The organism is Butyricimonas sp. DFI.6.44 (genome assembly GCF_022132345.1).
GTDB lineage: Bacteria > Bacteroidota > Bacteroidia > Bacteroidales > Marinifilaceae > Butyricimonas > Butyricimonas muris.
The window spans coordinates 427,172-444,894 of record NZ_JAKNJD010000001.1 but is presented as its reverse complement, the minus strand read 5'-3'; the positions used below and the strand labels follow the sequence as shown (position 1 = coordinate 444,894).

Annotated in this window: 12 protein-coding genes; 11 read left to right on the top strand and 1 reads right to left on the bottom strand. The window is 42.5% G+C overall.

Annotated features, from left to right (window positions below; translation table 11 throughout):
* Positions 1–61: 61 nt before the first annotated feature.
* The gene (locus L0M98_RS02030; protein ID WP_227214754.1) at positions 62–2,611 is read right to left on the bottom strand and encodes a S9 family peptidase; all 2,550 of its coding nucleotides are present in this window, start codon (positions 2,609–2,611) and stop codon (positions 62–64) included.
* Between the two features lie 460 nt (positions 2,612–3,071).
* Here L0M98_RS02030 and L0M98_RS02025 point away from each other — a divergent pair, with 460 nt between their 5' ends.
* The 11 genes from L0M98_RS02025 (at position 3,072) to L0M98_RS01975 (ending at position 17,722) form a co-directional block, all read left to right on the top strand.
* Positions 3,072–3,407: a type II toxin-antitoxin system RelE/ParE family toxin gene (locus tag L0M98_RS02025; protein ID WP_186975434.1), complete on the top strand. Its 336-nt coding sequence runs from the start codon at positions 3,072–3,074 to the stop codon at positions 3,405–3,407.
* On the top strand, positions 3,404–3,697 hold the full coding sequence (locus tag L0M98_RS02020; RefSeq protein WP_186975433.1) for a helix-turn-helix domain-containing protein: 294 nt from the start codon (positions 3,404–3,406) through the stop codon (positions 3,695–3,697). Before L0M98_RS02025 ends, L0M98_RS02020 begins: the two co-directional genes overlap by 4 nt.
* A gap of 197 nt (positions 3,698–3,894) precedes the next feature.
* On the top strand, positions 3,895–5,079 hold the full coding sequence (locus L0M98_RS02015) for a FecR family protein (RefSeq protein ID WP_227214753.1): 1,185 nt from the start codon (positions 3,895–3,897) through the stop codon (positions 5,077–5,079).
* 87 nt (positions 5,080–5,166) lie between these two features.
* Positions 5,167–8,493 carry a SusC/RagA family TonB-linked outer membrane protein gene (locus tag L0M98_RS02010; RefSeq protein WP_227214752.1) on the top strand — a complete coding sequence of 1,109 codons (3,327 nt, stop codon included), beginning with the start codon at positions 5,167–5,169 and terminating at the stop codon, positions 8,491–8,493.
* 17 nt (positions 8,494–8,510) lie between these two features.
* A complete protein-coding gene (locus L0M98_RS02005) occupies positions 8,511–10,007 on the top strand; it encodes a RagB/SusD family nutrient uptake outer membrane protein (protein ID WP_227214751.1) in 1,497 nt (498 codons plus the stop codon).
* Between the two features lie 5 nt (positions 10,008–10,012).
* Positions 10,013–10,720, top strand: a complete 708-nt coding sequence (locus L0M98_RS02000) for a DUF4843 domain-containing protein (RefSeq protein WP_227214750.1) — start codon at positions 10,013–10,015, stop codon at positions 10,718–10,720.
* A 16-nt stretch (positions 10,721–10,736) separates the two neighbouring features.
* Positions 10,737–12,323 carry a PKD-like family lipoprotein gene (locus L0M98_RS01995; protein WP_227214749.1) on the top strand — a complete coding sequence of 529 codons (1,587 nt, stop codon included), beginning with the start codon at positions 10,737–10,739 and terminating at the stop codon, positions 12,321–12,323.
* A gap of 85 nt (positions 12,324–12,408) precedes the next feature.
* On the top strand, positions 12,409–13,494 hold the full coding sequence (locus L0M98_RS01990; RefSeq protein WP_227214748.1) for a peroxiredoxin family protein: 1,086 nt from the start codon (positions 12,409–12,411) through the stop codon (positions 13,492–13,494).
* Positions 13,495–13,510: 16 nt separating this feature from the next.
* On the top strand, positions 13,511–13,852 hold the full coding sequence (locus L0M98_RS01985; RefSeq protein WP_227214747.1) for a hypothetical protein: 342 nt from the start codon (positions 13,511–13,513) through the stop codon (positions 13,850–13,852).
* A 41-nt stretch (positions 13,853–13,893) separates the two neighbouring features.
* The gene (locus L0M98_RS01980) at positions 13,894–14,325 is read left to right on the top strand and encodes a hypothetical protein (protein ID WP_227214746.1); all 432 of its coding nucleotides are present in this window, start codon (positions 13,894–13,896) and stop codon (positions 14,323–14,325) included.
* Between the two features lie 577 nt (positions 14,326–14,902).
* A complete protein-coding gene (locus L0M98_RS01975; RefSeq protein WP_227214745.1) occupies positions 14,903–17,722 on the top strand; it encodes a hypothetical protein in 2,820 nt (939 codons plus the stop codon).
* Position 17,723: the final 1 nt, after the last annotated feature.

The window sequence follows — 17,723 nt, the reverse complement described above, 5'->3', positions numbered from 1 at the left end:
ATTCATTATTTAATAGAAAGATTCGGTGATTGCCAAATCGACAATCACCGAATCACGGAATTTATAAATTCTTGTCCTTGTACATGTTTTCCCACCACGCGGGTTCGCCTTTCAGGTATTTGGCGAAATACGCCATGATAGTGTTACCCCAGATGATGCGTTGGTTGTAGTCTACCACGGCATGGTCGGCGTTTTTGATTAGCACCAACTCGGCATCTTTGCCCAAGAGTTTCAATGCCGTGTAGAACTGGATACTTTCGCCCGTGGGTACATTCACGTCGGCAGTACCGTGTAATAACAGGATAGGGGTATTTACTTTGTCCGCGTTGAACAAGGGGCTTTGGTCCACGTAGATATCCTTACGGTTCCACGGGAAGGAATGTCCCGATGCATTTGTGCTGTAACTGTATCCCCAGTATCCTTCACCCCAGTAACTTGACACGGATGAAATGCCGGCGTGAGAGATGGCACAGGCGAAGATATCCGTGCGGGTCTGCAAATACATGGTCGTGAAACCACCGTAGGAAGCACCCATGCATCCGACCCGCTTGGAGTCCACGAAAGGATGTGCTTTCATGAAAGCTTTGGTGCAGGCGATGATTTCGTCAGCCGTGGTTTTACCCCAGTTGTTCTGGTGGCGCGCGGAAAATTCTTGCCCGAACCCGGTACTACCAGAGGGTTGCATCACGTAAACAATATAACCATTCGCCGCGTACAGGTTGAAAGGCCATCTTCCGCCGAAAGTTCTTTCCACGGGGGATGTACCACCGTAATAATATACAATCATCGGGTATTTCTTGTTCGGGTCAAAATCGGCGGGCAGGTAGTAACGACCGTCGATGGTGGTACCTTTCTTGTAGACGTAATCCCAGTCTTTCACTTGCCCGAATTCAATATTCTTGTATTGTTCGCCTTGCGGGTTAGCCCATTCTCGTGCTTTCAGGTCTGTCAGGTTCAGCGTGTAAACCCGTGTCGGGTAACTCGCGTCGGAAGCGGTATATACCCCGGTATTGCCGTCTTCTGCCAGACTGATTCTTTGCACGAGGTCACCCGGGCAATTTATTTTCGTTATCTTGCCGTCTTGCCCGTGGCGGAACAGGTGGACGTAGTCCGTGTCCTCGGCAACGATGTAAATATTACCGTCCTTGTGCCAAACGTAATTCGTCACGTTCGGGTTGAAATCTCTCGTGATAGGGGTTACCTCTTTGGTCTTCAAGTCGTAAATGAACAATTGGGTATCGTACCCGTTGACCATTTGTCCTTTGGCGATATTCACGCCGAGTTTGCCGAAAGCGTCGGCAGACCCACTGATTAACAATCGGGAATCGTCCGGCGAGAATGAACATTGTATATCTTGCAAACGGTTTTCCCAAAGCGTGTCCACCTCGAAAGTGCGGGCATTCAGCATGTACACGGATTGTTTCCGGTAGGGATACTCGTTGTAGTCCGGTCTGCTCGTGCCAATCAGGATATAATCCCCGTCATGGCTGATATCCATCATAGAGGTCGTTTGGTTACCCCAAGTCACGCGGGTGTGTATACCCGTGCCGAGGTCATATTTGCACAGGAAATAACGGTTACGGTAGTATGCCTGTCTATCCTCGATACCGTCTAATTTACGCAATTCCCACTCTTTTTCCGTGTAGTTTTCGGTTTTGTAATATACCAGATAGCTACGGTCGGGCGACCAGTTGTAGGAACTGATATTTTGGTCCGCCTTGAACAGGCGTTTTTGTTCACGGGATTCGATATCATAAGTATAGAGGGAATTACCGTTTCCTTCTTTCAACAGGAACGAGAGTTTGTCCTGTCCGGGAGTCCAAGTCAGCGAGGATGCGTCATTCCCGTAGAACGAGTACACGACTTCCTTGTCGGCAAGGCGGTACACGTTCGTCATGCGACTGTTTTTACCGTTGATGATATCGTTTTCCGACATCAAGAGATATTTCCCGCTGGGAGAAATTTGAATTCTCTCTACCCGTTTCCCGTTCAGCACGTCCAAGATATTTTTACCTCTTTTCGGGGAGAGGGTAAAATGAACCGGGGCTTCCGAGAAAGCGGCGTCGGCGGTGTAGCTGGCAGAGAAGAGTTTATCGTTATTGCCAGTAGCGAGGCTTTTCACGATGATGACGTGCTTGCCCGGAACCCATTCAAGGGAACAATCCCGTTTCGCGGCTTCCGTGCCGTTGTGTCCCGTGTAAGTGATTTTCTTCACCCCGTCGACATACACTTCGGCATCCCCGTGAAAATTGAATTCCAGTTTCCCGCTCATCCATTGTGTGTTGGCGGCATAAACGGCACTCACGATGATTGCCGGGGTATTGCCCGTGTACCCGGAAGTTACCACGCCTTCGTTCACTGCGGCTTCTTGCCATACCAACGAGTGGAATTGCAATTCCCGGGAATCGGCTTCCGGCGTGAAATTCTCGATATTAAACACGGATGACGTCAATAATTGTGACGACGTGAATGTCTTGCCTTCCACGTTCTTCACGCTCCCGAATGCAGGCATCTCCACGGGAACGGGCGGGAGAGCCAGCCATTCCCCGATAGTCTGCGCCTGCAAACGGAACGAGCAGACTATCATGAACAAAAAGATTAATTTTCTCATTTTATCGTATTTGGTTATTTTGAACTCGTTCGTGCAAAAGTATGGAATTGTTTTCGGATTTTAAATTTTAGATTTTAAATTTTAAATTGCCCCTCCGCGATTCGCTCCTTTGGGATATCTCTATTATATCAACCTTTTACATACCATAGAGTTACACTTTTATTCGCGTATTTACTTTTTGTTTAATGTTTAAAGATACAACTGGTGAGGGAATAGCGGTAGTTAAATTTACCTATACTTCGTTAAAACGTGGGCGATGAGTGGGCTAAGTGTGGGCTATAAGTAGGCGAAGCCGCCTAATAGTCGCCCAAAAGTCTGGCAAAACCCACCCGTGAAGGTAGGAAAACTTATATGATGGGGATGATTTGAGGTATTGATAAAAGATGTTTTAATTCTAATTGAAAAAATATTGCGCGTGTGTTGCATTAAATTGCAACTTATTTTGTAACTTTGTTCCAATATGAAGATAATAAAAGAGATATTATATATGCCGGAGGCTCTTGAATTTATTGATAGTTTGGAGCCTAAAGCAAGAAATAAGGTTTTGTATAATTTATCTAAAGCACAAGAAATTCAAAATCAAGAGTTGTTTAAAAAGTTGGATGGTGAGATATGGGAATTTCGGACTCTTTATAATAGTATGAGTTATCGATTGTTCGCTTTTTGGGATAAAACTAGGGATGCTGTCGTGATTTGTTCGCATGGGTTGATAAAGAAAGTACAGAAAACGCCACGGGCAGAAATCGAGAAAGCAGAGAGATTGAGAAAAGAATATTTTGAAACAATAATGAAATGACAAAATTAGTATCACACTCCGAATTGTTAGACAAGTATATAGGAGCAAAAGGCTCTCCGCGGCGGGAGAAGTTCGAGGCGGAGTTAAGGACTGATATACTTGCCGCTAAAATAAAAGAAATGCGACTAAAAAGGAATATGACTCAAAGCGAGTTAGCTGAATTAGTCGGGAAAGATAAGACTCAAATATCTAAAATTGAGAGAGGAAGAAATTTGACAATTTCAACTATCGTGCAAATCGTGGAAGCGTTGGGAGGTAAAATCAACTTTGATATTCAATTCGTTTCATGATTTGTGAGGTGCTAAATTTTTTTTGGCATAGATTAAAACCTTCGGAACAACCGAAGGTTTTTTTATGTATTCAAATTCTTTAAGCGGGAGTGTAAATTATTGAAAACGTGTTAGTCGTAAAAAAGTTGAAAAAAAGTCACTTTTTTTATTACACCAAACGCGTATGAAATCGCTTTAGTTATAAAAGCGAAAATAATATGCTGAAGAGAGAAGGACATATAGCACGATTAATATTCTTATACATCCAAGGACTAGCGGATGAGATACAGGAAAAAGAATTGACCGAATGGAGAGCGGCATCCTCCCGACACGAGGCTCTTTTTCAACGTATGTTGTCGGGGGAACATATCGAGAAGAGTTTATCCCGTTTCGTGAAGACGGAAGAAGAGAATGCACGTGATTGGCAGATTTTACAAGAAGAAATGAAGAAACGGCGTGGGATGGAACCTGTAAAACGGGTGAAGTGGTTTTACAGGGTGGCATGTGCCATTATATTGCTGTTGTCGGTTGGTGGGCTTGCTTTATATTACGCGGGTGATAAGTCCGGTTCGGGGAACGAGGTTGCATTGGCAAATAATGACTTTACACAACCGGGTTCCCGGGCTATTCTGATATTGCCGGATGGCAGCAAGGTAGATTTGGAAAACGAGAATTCACGCCATGAATTGGTCAAGACCAATGAATCTTTGTCGGTGAGCGATGAATCGTTGACTTACGGGAATATTTTAGAACGGGATACCGCGGAGATTTATCATACTTTGGTAATTCCGAGAGGGGGAGAGTATGTACTTACGTTGTCGGATAGCACAGTCGTGTACCTGAACGCGGATTCCCGGTTGACTTACCCGGTAAATTTCAAGGGAGATAAACGTAAGGTATTGTTGGCGGGAGAGGCTTATTTCCAAGTAAAGAGAGATGAGAAGAAGCCATTTGTCGTGGAGGCTCAACAAATGGAGGTACTCGTGTTGGGAACGACTTTCGGGGTAAGGGCATACGAGGATGAAAAAGAGATACAAACCACGCTGGAAAGTGGCAAGGTACTCGTGAGTGCCGGGGGACATAAGGTGAATCTAGTCCCGAATGAACAAGCCCGGTTTGATAAGTCGAAGTCTGTGCTATCGGTGGAGGATGTAGATATTGATCTGTATCTAGCGTGGAAAGACGGGCGATTGATGTATGATAATTGCCCGCTAGAGAAGATCCTGAATGATTTGGGGAGATGGTACGCGTTTGATGTCTTTTATAGTCGGGAGGAAGCACGTTCGTACCAATTCTCGGTGAACATGAAAAAACACGAGGTGTTTACTCGGGTTTTGGAGTTGATAGAGAAAACGGGGGATGTAAAGTTTGAAATAAAAGGAAAAACGGTGCTTGTAAAATAAAAAAGCAGCGCTGCTAACGCTACTTTTTACGTTCACACTCTGCTGCTGACAGAGCGTGAGAAATTGTTGAATTCTAAATACAAAGTTATGAAGAAAATTTTTAATGTAGCAGGGAAGAGGCGGTTTTTATTCCTCCTTTTCTTGGTGTTTACCACTCAAATTAGTCTGAATGCGTATTCGCAGGACAAAAGTTTGACTTTCAGTCTGAAAAACGCAACACTTAAAGAGATTATTAATGAAATCAGGAAACTTTCCGACTATGATTTCGTGTACCGGGACGTGAATCTGGAAGCTTTTAAAAGGTGTGATGTATCTTATAAAGATGCCGCTATTGATGCCGTGCTGACCGATTGTTTGAGAGGTACGGGACTGACTTACGAGATTAACGGGAAAACGATCATTATCAGGAAAGAGAGTCCCAAGGAAGTGAATCAAAAAATGAAGACCGTCACGGGAAAGATTACGGATGAGAGAGGAGAGGTTTTGCCCGGCGTGACGATCATGATTAAAGGAACGGCTCTGGGAACGGCAACAGATGCGGACGGGAATTATAAATTGAATGTTCCGGCGGAGGGAGAGCAAGTGTTGTCATTCTCGTTCGTGGGTATGAAGACACGGGAGATTGCTGTCGCCGACAAGACGAAGATTGACGTGAAAATGGAAGAGGATTCTGAAACTTTGGATGACGTGGTGGTTACGGGAATCTTCACGAAAGCGAAGGAAAGTTACACGGGTGCCGTGACTTCCGTGTCTGCCAAGGAATTGAAGATGTACAAAGGACAGAATCTTCTCGCTACTTTAAGGAATATAGATCCGTCGATTAACGTGGTGATGGATAATGCGCTGGGAAGTAACCCGAACGTGGTACCTGAAATCAATATCCGGGGAAATTCGTCTTTACCGATGAGCGTGGAAGAGTTGAATCAACAAGCATCCAAACAGTTGAACGCCCCGTTAGTTATAATGGATGGCTTCGAGATATCGTTGCAGAAATTAATGGACTTCAACGACGAGGAAATAGAGAGTATTAATATTCTGAAGGATGCCTCAGCCACGGCGATTTATGGTTCCAGAGGGGCGAACGGTGTCATCGTGGTAACGACAAAGGTTCCTCAAGGGGGGAAATTAAGAATTTACGCCCAAGGGGGGATTAATATCGAGATACCGGATTTGTCTTCTTATGATATGTTGAATGCCCGGGATAAACTGGAACTGGAACGAATCGTGGGATTATATGACGACGAGGAGGATGTTACGCGTGACAGGAAGCTGAAAGAGTTGTACAACACGCTATACTCGGATGTGTTACGCGGCGTGGATACTTATTGGTTGAGCGAACCCGTGAGAACCGGAATCGGTCAAAAATATAATTTACGGCTTGAAGGAGGTGGTGATGCTTTCCGCTGGGGGGCTAATTTATCCTATAACACGATTCAAGGAGCGATGAAGGCTTCCGAAAGAAATACTTTCAGCGGTAGCGTGACGCTTTCTTATACCTTGAAAAATGTTATTTTCAAGAATCAGACCATTATTGATATCAATAAAGGGGTGGAGAGTAAGTACGGAACGTTTTCCGATTACGTGAACATGAATCCTTATTACAGGACGAAAGATGAGAACGGGCAATACATTAAAACGTATAAAGAGAAAGGGCTTAATATACCTAATCCGCTGTATGACGCGAACTTGAATACCATTAACGAGAAGGAGTACACCACTATCACGAATAATTTCTCGATAGAATGGAATATTGCCAACGCGTTAAAGTTAAGGGCTCAACTGGGATTACAAAAGCAAACGAATACTTCGGACTATTATCTTCCGGCTGACCATACTGAATTTGACACGTATAACGGTAGTGACAGCTATTTCCGGAAAGGTAAGTATGTTTACGGGACGGGGGAGGATATGAATATAGATGGAAACGCGACGCTTAGTTATTCTAAGGTTTTCGCGGAAAAGCATCAAGTGTACGCCGGATTTGACTATTCCATTTCACAACGGAAAAATCATTTCTACGAGTTTACCGTGGAAGGGTTCTCGGATGAAAAACTTGATTTTTTGTCTAACGCGTTGCAATATGAAAAGAATGGGGTGCCGAAGGGAACGGAAGAACTTTCCCGACGTATCGGTTTTACCGGGAACGTGAATTATATTTATGACAATCGTTATTTTGCCGATTTCTCTTATCGTGTGGACGGTTCTTCTTTGTTTGGTACTAAAAATAAGTTTGCCCCTTTCTGGAGTGCCGGAATCGGGTGGAACGTGCATAACGAATCGTTCCTTCGGGATCATCGGGTGGTGAATACCCTTAGGCTTCGCGGCTCGTACGGGGAAACCGGCTCTCAACAATTCTCGTCTTATCAGGCGTTGTCCACGTTTAATTACTATACCGGGAAAAGGTATATTATTTGGAATGGCGCGGAATTGATGGGACTTGGTAACGAAAAATTGAAATGGCAGGTAACGAAGCAAATCAATGGAGGTGTTGAAGTGGGGCTTTTCGATAACAGGGTTTCCGCTTCGTTTGACATGTATAACAAGAAGACGTCAAACTTGCTTTCACAGATGGATTTGCCTCTGGCGAACGGGTTCAGTTCATACGTGGATAACGTGGGCGAGGTGAAGAATGTCGGTTACGAGGTGATGTTGAGCGGTTATTTGATGAGGAATACCCAACAGGAGATTATGTGGTCTGTGACAACAAAATTAGCGTATAATAAAGATGAAATCACGAAACTGTCCGCTGCGATAAAACGGCAAACGGAACTTTACAAGGCACAGGATGTGGATGTGAATCAGTTGTTGTACGAGGGGTATTCCAAAAATTCGATTTGGGCTGTACCTTCTTTGGGGATAGACCCGAGCACGGGAGCTGAGATATTTCTGGATAAAAACGGAAACATCACGGAGAAATGGAATCCTTCCGATAAACGTTATTTCGGGGTTAGTGAGCCGAAGTATCGCGGGAATCTGAGTTCTTTATTTTCTTGGAAAGATTTGTCTGTAAACCTTTCTTTTGCTTTTCAATGGGGAGGGCAACAGTATAATGAAACTTTGTTGAGCAAGGTGGAAGTAACCGATGCCACTATAAATAAAAATAACGTGGACAAGAGGGTTTACAAGAACAGATGGCAAAAAGCCGGTGATATCAAGGAGTTTAAAGGATACGGCTCATCCAAGACCAGATCGTCATCCAGATTCGTGATGGACGATAAAGTGTTCCAATTCCAGAGTGCGAGCGTGCAGTATCGTTGGCATTCGGATTATTTGCTAAAAAAGTGGAGTATTGAGACTATAAATATCGGTGCCAATATGTCGGATATATTTTATATATCTTCCATCAAGCGGGAACGGGGTACTTCTTATCCGTTCGCGAGACGGGTGGCGCTGACTCTTTCATTAATGTTCTAATTTAAAGTTTTATTATCATGAGAAATATATTGATATACGTAACGCTCTTTCTGGCTTGGTCGTTGTCTTCGTGCAATGATTGGCTGGACGTGAAACCGGAAACGGAGAGGGATGAGGAAGAGATGTTTGATTCCCCTAACGGTTTTAAGAATGCCCTAACGGCTTGTTACATTAAGATGAATTCCGAGAACTTGTACGGGAAACGATTGACGGTTACTGATATTGAGTTTATGGCTCAGCATTGGACATGGAGTGAAAGTAATTACAGTAATGAAAGAAAACTGAAGGATTTCAATTACGAGGAAGACTACCCGAAAGATTTTTTCTCGGCTGTTTATGGGGAATTGTATAATATTATAGTACAGGCAAATATTATATTGAAGAATATACCGGAGAAGAAAGAGGTTATCGTGAACGAGGATGTACGTGCTTTGGTGGAAGGGGAAGCGTTGGCTATACGGGCTTTTTGCCACATGGAGATTTTGCGCTTGTTCGGGCAAATTCCTCAAAATGCGACGAAACAGGTTTCTTTGCCTTACGCTAAAACAGTTTCGACGGATGCGATTCCTTATTACGCGTTCTCGGATTTCGTGAATCTTATTGTTCAGGATATAGACGCGGCTGAAGCTTTGTTCAAGGATAGGGACCCGTTGTTTGAATATACTTACGAGGAGTTGGATAATTTTTCCAACACGAAAGAGTATGACGTGACTTTAGATGATGACTTTTTAGGGTACAGGCGTTTCCGTTTTAATTATTATGCCATGAAAGCGATGAAGGCGAGATTATACATGTACACGGGGGATAAGGCGAAAGCTTACGCGGCTGCCATGGAGGTGATTAATGCAGTGGATAAGAAGGGCAATAAGGTGTTGACGTTAGCGGGTACCGCGGACATGAATAAGAAAAATTACGCGTTGCCTTCCGAATGTATTCTTGCTTTGAGTAATTATGAGTTGGAAAAGAATGTTACAGAATTATTTAGGGATTCAAATCCTTTGAAGTTATATTTGACGGACAAGCAGTTCACGCAAGATATTTTTGCCGGTCAATCGACTTCTATTAATAATAGAGCTCAAGTATGGAATACAGATCCTGATAATCAGGGAAATATTAAACCGACTCCCCGGAAGTACAATCAACCGACGATTGACGATAACACGGATATCGGGGAGCTGGCTTCTCAAAAGCAAGTTATTCCTTTGATTCGCTTGTCGGAAATGTATTTGATAGCCATAGAGTCGGCAACTTCTTTATCCGATGTAAATTCTCTTTACACCGAGTACATGAGGGCAAGAGGCGTAGCGGCTAACCCGTTGACAGAGGAACAGGTGATGACAGAGATTGTTCGCGAGTATCGTCGGGAGTTTTTCGCCGAAGGACAAATGTTTTATATTTACAAACGTCTGGGAACAAAGAATATGTTGTGGAAAACCGATCGGGAAGTCGGAGAACAGGATTATGTTGCACCTCTTCCTACCACGGAATATAATGCTAATCAAAAAATCGACTGAATTTCGTGTACGAGGCATACACGAAATCGGATACATTGATTCCCCGTACTTTTGTTTACGACCCGGAAACAAAAGTGTTTGATACCGTGTGGTTGGAAGTGACGACGATGGGCTATATTGTGGATCAAGAGCGTAAATTCGTTTTGGAACAAGTGAGCACGGGGGAAAATCAAGCCGAAGCGGATGTGCATTACATAGCGTTTGATAATTCACTCGTGGAAGGGCTTTACGTGATTCCAGCCGGGAAGAACGAGGCTCGTGTTCCGGTTGTTTTGAAGCGTGACCCTTCCTTGAAAAGTAAAGAGGTGACATTGAGAATCAAGATTGGTAGTAATGAGAATTTTGAACCGGGGTATTCAACATTACAAGAAAAGGTGATTACCATCGCGGATATATTGACTCAACCTCGATATTGGAATTTTTATGCATCTTATTACTTTGCCGGGAAATACGGGAAAGTGAAACATCAGTTCATGATAGATGCCACTGCCGACATGGGAATCAAGATGAACGACGATTTCTTTTATTCACTGGTTGGTGAACCTAATAGTGTAGATATGGGGTTGACTGATTATTGGTTCTATTTTTTTACTAGAAAGTTGGCGGAAGAGAATGCCCGTCGGGCAGAAGATGGCTTGGGACCGTTGCGTGAAGCCCCGGAACCCGGAGAAACGGAAGGAACGTTAGTTAGATTCTCTCGATATGAAATGTAATAAAACGAATACGGTTATGAAAAAGAAAATCAGCTATATATTAACCCTTTTGGTGCTTGTCGTATTTGCTTCGTCATGCTACGACGATAAAGGGAATTACGATTACGTCGAAATTAGTAAAGTTACGACGACCGGTTTGGAAGAAAGCTATTCCAAGATTGCTTTTCAAGACGTGTTGCACATAGAACCTACCGTTACTTCTGACCGTGCCGGTGATGAGTTCGAGTATTTGTGGACATTGAATCTGACGAAAGGTTCTGGTACTACCTCGCAGATTATAAAAATAGAGTTGGATACGATTGGTTATGAACGCGTGTTGGATTTTCCGGTAAACGTGAATCAGGGGTATTATGACTTGACTCTTCGGATCACGAATAAGGGAAATGGGGTGGATGTCTATCACGTGATGTCGTTGTCGGTAATTACCAAGTTCTCGGAAGGTTTTTATTTGCTTAAAGATATGGGTAATTCGACGGACATCGATTTGCACATGTGGGACAATAGTAAAATTACCGATATCTTACAGAAAAAGGATGGGGAAGCGCTCCCCGCGAGTCCGGTTAGTTTGGGAATTGATCCGGTGTATTGCTTTATTGACGAGTCAACCGGAAAATATGTTATAACCAAAGCTTTGACGATTTGTACGGATAATGATGTACGGATAATCAATATGGAGGACATGAGTACGGTTTACACGCATAACACGATGTTTCATAGTGGAGTGGCCCCGGAAGAAAAACCTTATTACGTATGGCGGAATATGTATGGTGTCGGGTATATATCCGATCAAGGCGCCTATTTCTCGGCACAGGCAGCTACCGAGCAATTATTAGGTGCAGGAAAATTCGGGTTCCCGGCTATGGTGAATGATGAAGAGGATTCGAAACCGAATAAGAATGGCGGTGTGTTTATGGGATTCTATTATTTCTATTTTGACGAGTTGAAAGACAGATTCCTTTACTTGGATTTTAATGGCGGTTTGAGTGCTTTATTGAATAATGTAAAAGATAGCCAAGAGGAAGAAAAGTATGTCCCTAACGGGATCAAGCATAAATTGAAAGCTTTCGTTCGGAATTTTGTAGGGAATGTCAATACCGGGTTCGCTCTCTTTGAAGATGCGGATGTTACCGGGAAACATTATTTGTATAATATGGTGTTGGATGATGCCCCTTATAATCCGATTAGAAAAGTAACGGAAATAGCTTCGACTTCCAAGTTGAATACTGCCACGTTGTATGCTTCCAATGAATTAACGGCGAAGGTTATCTATTTCGTTAATAACAATAAGTTATACATGTATGACACGGAGTTAAACACGGAAGAAGAACTACAACCGCAGGATTTCGTGACAGGGGAAGAAATCACTTATATAAGTAATCGCTATTGGATGTGGACGGACGATAAAGAGCATAATTTTGATTATTTGGTAATAGCTACTCATAAAGCCGGCAAATATAAAGTGTATCTTTACGAGGTGTTGGGTGGAAAAGCCTACGGGAAACCGAAATATGTTTTTGAAGGGGATGGAAAGGTGGTGAAAATGCAATATGTTTCTCCTAAAATGACTATGAAAAGTTTAGACTATTTCCCGGGATCTTTCTGATGAAATAAATTCGTAAGTAACTATGTTGGTGGGGGGATATTCATGGGAACGTGTGATATCCCCTTTAATTTTTAATACACGTGCCATGAGAATTATATGTTTTGGATTGTTAAGCATATTGGGGGTAGCTTGTACTTCCCCGAATTATACATTGAGTGGAAAGTTGCCCGAAACAAGTATCGGGAAAGAGGTGTTGCTGCTCACCCGTGACGGGCGTGGAGCGGACACGTTAGCCCGTCGTGTAGTGACAGAAGATCGGAGCTTCGAAATCAAAGGCGAGGAAACGGGGCGGGTGTTGTATTTGAAAATAGGGGAACGGGGACAAGCTATTCCTTTTTATCCCGAAAGCGGGGAATATTATTGGGAACAGCGGGGAGAATATGAATATATATTTTCAAAGAATCCGGGAACAGGACAAGTGCGTTTGGCAGAACATTTATTAAAGTTGGATAGCAATATGCAACAGATACAACTCTTGCAACAAAAATACCGGGATGTCAAGAATGAAGAGGATACACAATTGGTGATGGGCGAGAACGAGTTGTTGTGGCGGAAAGGAAACGATTTGCTTGTAGATGCTGTTAAGGAGTTCGAGGGAACGAATATCGCCGTGATGCTGGTGCGGGAGAATATGTGGAAGATTGAACAGGAGTTTAAAGTGTTTAAACGAGTTGTTGAGGCGATGGGGACGGTGCCTGAATCCGAGGATAAGGAAGAAATCATGAACAAATACAAGGAGTTGGAAAGTAAACAATTGACAGGGCAAGCCCCGGATTTTAAATTGCCGGACGTGAAAGGAAATATCGTGGCTTTATCGGACTACAAGGGAAAATACCTGTTGGTGGACTTTTGGGCTTCTTGGTGTGCCCCCTGCCGGGCAAAAGCCAAAGTGTTGAAAAAGGAGTACCCTCGATTACAAGAGTTGGGAGTAGAAGTGGTCGGGATTTCTTGTGATAAAAAGAAAGACCAGTGGCTGAAAGCCATTGAGGAGGATAAACCCTTGTGGCGGCAGTTGCTCGTTGACAAAGAGATTAATGGTAGCGACACGAGCGACGATTATAAGGTGGAATTTATCCCGACATTGTATTTGATTTCACCGGATGGGATGATTTTGGAGAAGAACCCGAGTTTGGAGGAGATTGAAATGTTGGTGGAAAATAAAGTTTATTGATTTAAATAGAAGTATTATGAGATATTTTATAATAATGATGTTTTTAGTTCTGACATCTGGTACATTAACAGAAAAAAGTCCTAATGTTTGTATCACGGTTTTGGATACAGACGGAGTTCGTCTCAATGGTATAAGAGTGAGAATATATGAGGCTGGGAGAGGCTGGCATGTTGGTGCAACTGATAAAAGTGGTGAAGTTTATTTTACGGTATCTCCGGCTAATCATTGTGATGTGTTTGTTCAGAATCCTACCCATTTTTTGGATCCTAAACCTACAACAAGTTTTATAGTTGATTATAATACGAAAGTATTCTATTTGACAATATATTCACCTTATAAATGGCCGGGGCAAGGGTGATTATAGCATGCAAGTAAATTAATGGAATATTATATAATACTATGAAGTTGATATTTTTAGTTTTATCTGTATGCTGTTGGTCCTTGGTGATGGCTCAGAAGACAGCAAAATATACAATTATGATCCGAGTAATGGATGAAGAAAATAATTGTATAGAGCAACCGCATGTCGCCGTTTATGATAGTTTGCATAATTTTTTATTTGAAGGAGAAGCAGAAACTACGGGACACGGTTCGATTCAGAGAATCTGGGTCGAGGAGCACGGAAGATATTTTTTGGTCTTTTCTAAAGAAGGATATGAAACGGCATCAACGGAAGTTGAATTTAGAGATCGAATTGTAAATTCCTCCCCTGACGTGGTGATGAAAAAGTCTGATGGTGGGAACTCTTCTTGCATGTGGTGGTATATCGGGGGAGGTGTTCTTGTGTTGTTGAGTGGGGTATGGTTGGTTATAAGAAAGTTTTCTAAATAAAGAAATTTTTCACTATAAAAGCACGAGAATCATGCATATCAATCAAATCATATTAGTTAGTCGTTATGAAGCTAAAATACTAAGAAGAAATTGGTTATTCATTTTTCTCGTGTTTTTAGCTGTCTGCGGAAGTTTGGCGTTGCAATGGGTTATACAGGGAGATACTACCATTCATTTTCTGAAGGCATTATCTTGTTCAGTACCCTTTGTTAATGCTTTTCTTTTCAATTTTGTACAAGGAATTTTCATCGTTTTTATAGCAGGAGATTTTATACAGAGGAATCGTCATTTGGATTCATGCGAATCCCTCTATGTTCGTCCTTATAAAAACACAGATTACGTTATCGGGAAACTACTTGCAATTATAGGGCTTTTTTTGCTTTTGGATGTATTGGTTTGTGTGATAGCCTTAATATTTCATATTTCTTTGGGGAATGCCCCGTTTACTTTTTTCCCGTATTTATTTTATTTGTTTACGCTTACTATGCCGACCATACTTTTTTTAGTTGGGGTGACATTATGGATTACAAGTGTACTAAGGACTTCATTTATAATATTTACATTACTAGTCGGGTATGTGTTTTTGAATGCTTTTGTTTTATCGGGTTGTTTGTATGGTAGCTTGGATTATTTAGCTATTTCTATACCTAATGTTTTTTCAGACGTGACGGAACAACACGTGGGACTTTTCCCATATATTGCACAACGGTTGGCGTTTGCTTTACTCGGGGTTGCTTTTATGTTTTTTGCGATGCTTAGGACGAAACGCCTTCCCAATGAGTCCAAGAGTATATACAGGGTACGGTTTGCGGGATACGTGATGGTATTCGCGGGAATATGGATGGGAGGATGTTATTATCTTTATTTTGAGAAAAACAGGCAAAAACGACACGAATACGTGAAATTGCACGCGGAATATGCCGGGAGAAGTCGGATGGAAATATTGCGGCAACATATTGTGTATCGCCAGCATAAAACACAGATGATCGTAAATGACACGTTGACAATTCGCAACCCGCATTCGGGAGAAGTGAACGAGTTCTTCCTTTTTTTGAATCCAGCGTTAAGAGTTTGTCGAATCGAAACGGAGGGTATGATTGTAAATTTTGACAGAAAAGATTTTGTGTTGAGTGTATTATATCCCTTGATGCCGGGAGAGAAACGTGATTTTGTAGTCCATTATTCAGGCAAAATAGACGAAAGTGTTTGTTATTTGGATATCCCTGACAAAGAATATTACAATACGCGATGGAGTGCTAATATTTTGCGTTACGGGAAACACACGGCTCTACTGGAAGACTACTATACATTATTGACTCCGGAGTGTTTATGGTATCCGACACAAGAATTTCCATCATCTCCTGTTGCTCAACAATTCGTTGAAAAATATTTTACAGACTACGTGCTCACGGTTACGCATGATTCGTCTTATACCGTTATTTCTCAAGGAGAAGCGGTTCGAAAGGGTAACACTACCTGCTTTAAGAATAATCATGCTTTACCGGGAATTACATTGTGTATAGGAGAGTACAATAAACGGGAAATTATTGTAGACAGCGTTTGTTTTGAATTGTACTACTTCAAGGAGGACGGAACTTTATTTACTTCTGTTGAAGCTACTCGGGAAGGACTTGAGAAAGGAATACGGGAAGCTAAGGAATATTTTGAAAGTTTAGCCGGAAAGGAATATCCTTTCCGTAAATTGGCTTTGGTGGAAACTCCTGTCGGTTTTTGTGCGTATCGCGGGAAAAATAGAAAAAGAAGTGAGCGGGTACAGCCGGAACTGGTCTTTAAGCCGGAAAATAATTGTGACCAATCTTATCATTTTCCATTGAAGGAGATAGCAGATGAGAGGGTGGGGGCGGCATCCGAAGTGTCAAGAACGGATATCGAGGGGGAGATGATACGTAATTTTTGTACTGCTAATATGGGTGAGGAGATTAGTATTTTGGAAGGGATGGATTTATGGGATTTCGTGGCTGGGAAACAAATTGTTCCTATATTGATTGAAAACCCGGCATCGCTCATTCCGATGTTCTCGGATTTCAGCGGTTATGTACATTCGAGTGTCTTTCCCGCTGTTGACCGTATTGTAAACGAGATACAAACGGATACGCGAGTAGACATGCAGTGGAATCTGTATCGGGTGGGGGAAACGAACGAGCATAAAGCTATCCGTTGTTTGGCTTCCCGAAGCTTGCGGGAGGCTTTGGAAGCTCCGGAAGCGATACCTTATCTTGATGCTATTTTCCGGTTAAAAGGTGCTTATTTGAGAAGACAAATTACTTCCGAGATACCGGGGGACAGGCTGGCGGCATTTATGCGTGATTTTTGGCAAAGGAATTCTTTTTCCCGGGTTTCCCTGGAATGTTTGGCGGAAGAATTTAAGAGAGAATTAGGTTTTGAGTTTATGGCTGCCATACGCGAGTTGTACGAGGAACGAGGTGTCGCTTCATTGTATATTCAAGATGCAGGACAATATATGAGTGAAGAAGGGACTGACGTAATCGCTTCTTTTAGTGTGTGGAATCCTTCGGTTGCGGACGGAATTATTTCCGTGTACACGGATAAGGGGGATGGCACGAGGGATTTGGTTGAGGCGGGGAATTTTGTCGTTTATGCCGGGGAATGTTCCCGAATTAATTTTTTATTGCCTCGAAGAGCCATGGGGATGATTTTGCAAACGAATCTAGCCGGGAATATTCCGGGAGATTACGTGTGTAATTTTGTGGAAGAACCGAGGAGAAAGTCGATAAAGGCAGGACGGGAACCTTTGGATACCACGTGTTTTAAACAACCGGTAGGCGAGATTATTGTGGACAACGAGGATGCGGGATTTCAAATCACGGAATCCGAATCAAGGGAAACATTTTTAAATAGATTATTACATCGTAATAAACAAAAAGCAGGAGAAAGCGTGGATTTTCTTACCGATAACGTACCCGGGTGGATTAGTTCTGTATATATTGATGCTTACGGATTCCCCATACGGAGTTTTACGGGAAAGAAAACAAAAAATGGAAAAGGGAGAGCGGAATGGACGGCAAATATAGCAGAGGAGGGAGAATATGAAGTGTTTGTTTATCAAATCGATTTGGATTTCAGATTGCAATATCAAGCGAATGAAGTATTGTATTATTATACTCTTGAACAACAGGATTATAAAGCGGATATTTTAATGAGTTCTACTCGGTATGGAGAAAAGAAGTTTACCTTGGAAGATAATCAGGGAAGGAAAGAGGATTTCTCTCTGCATGTTGCTATGCCGCGGAGTGATTGGGTGGCGATAGGGGTATATTTTTTGCAAAAAGGAGAAGTAAAAATTGCATTACAAGACAGAGGAGCTTTTCTGGGGCAATTGATTTTCGCGGATGCGGTGAAGTGGGTGAAGAAGTAAT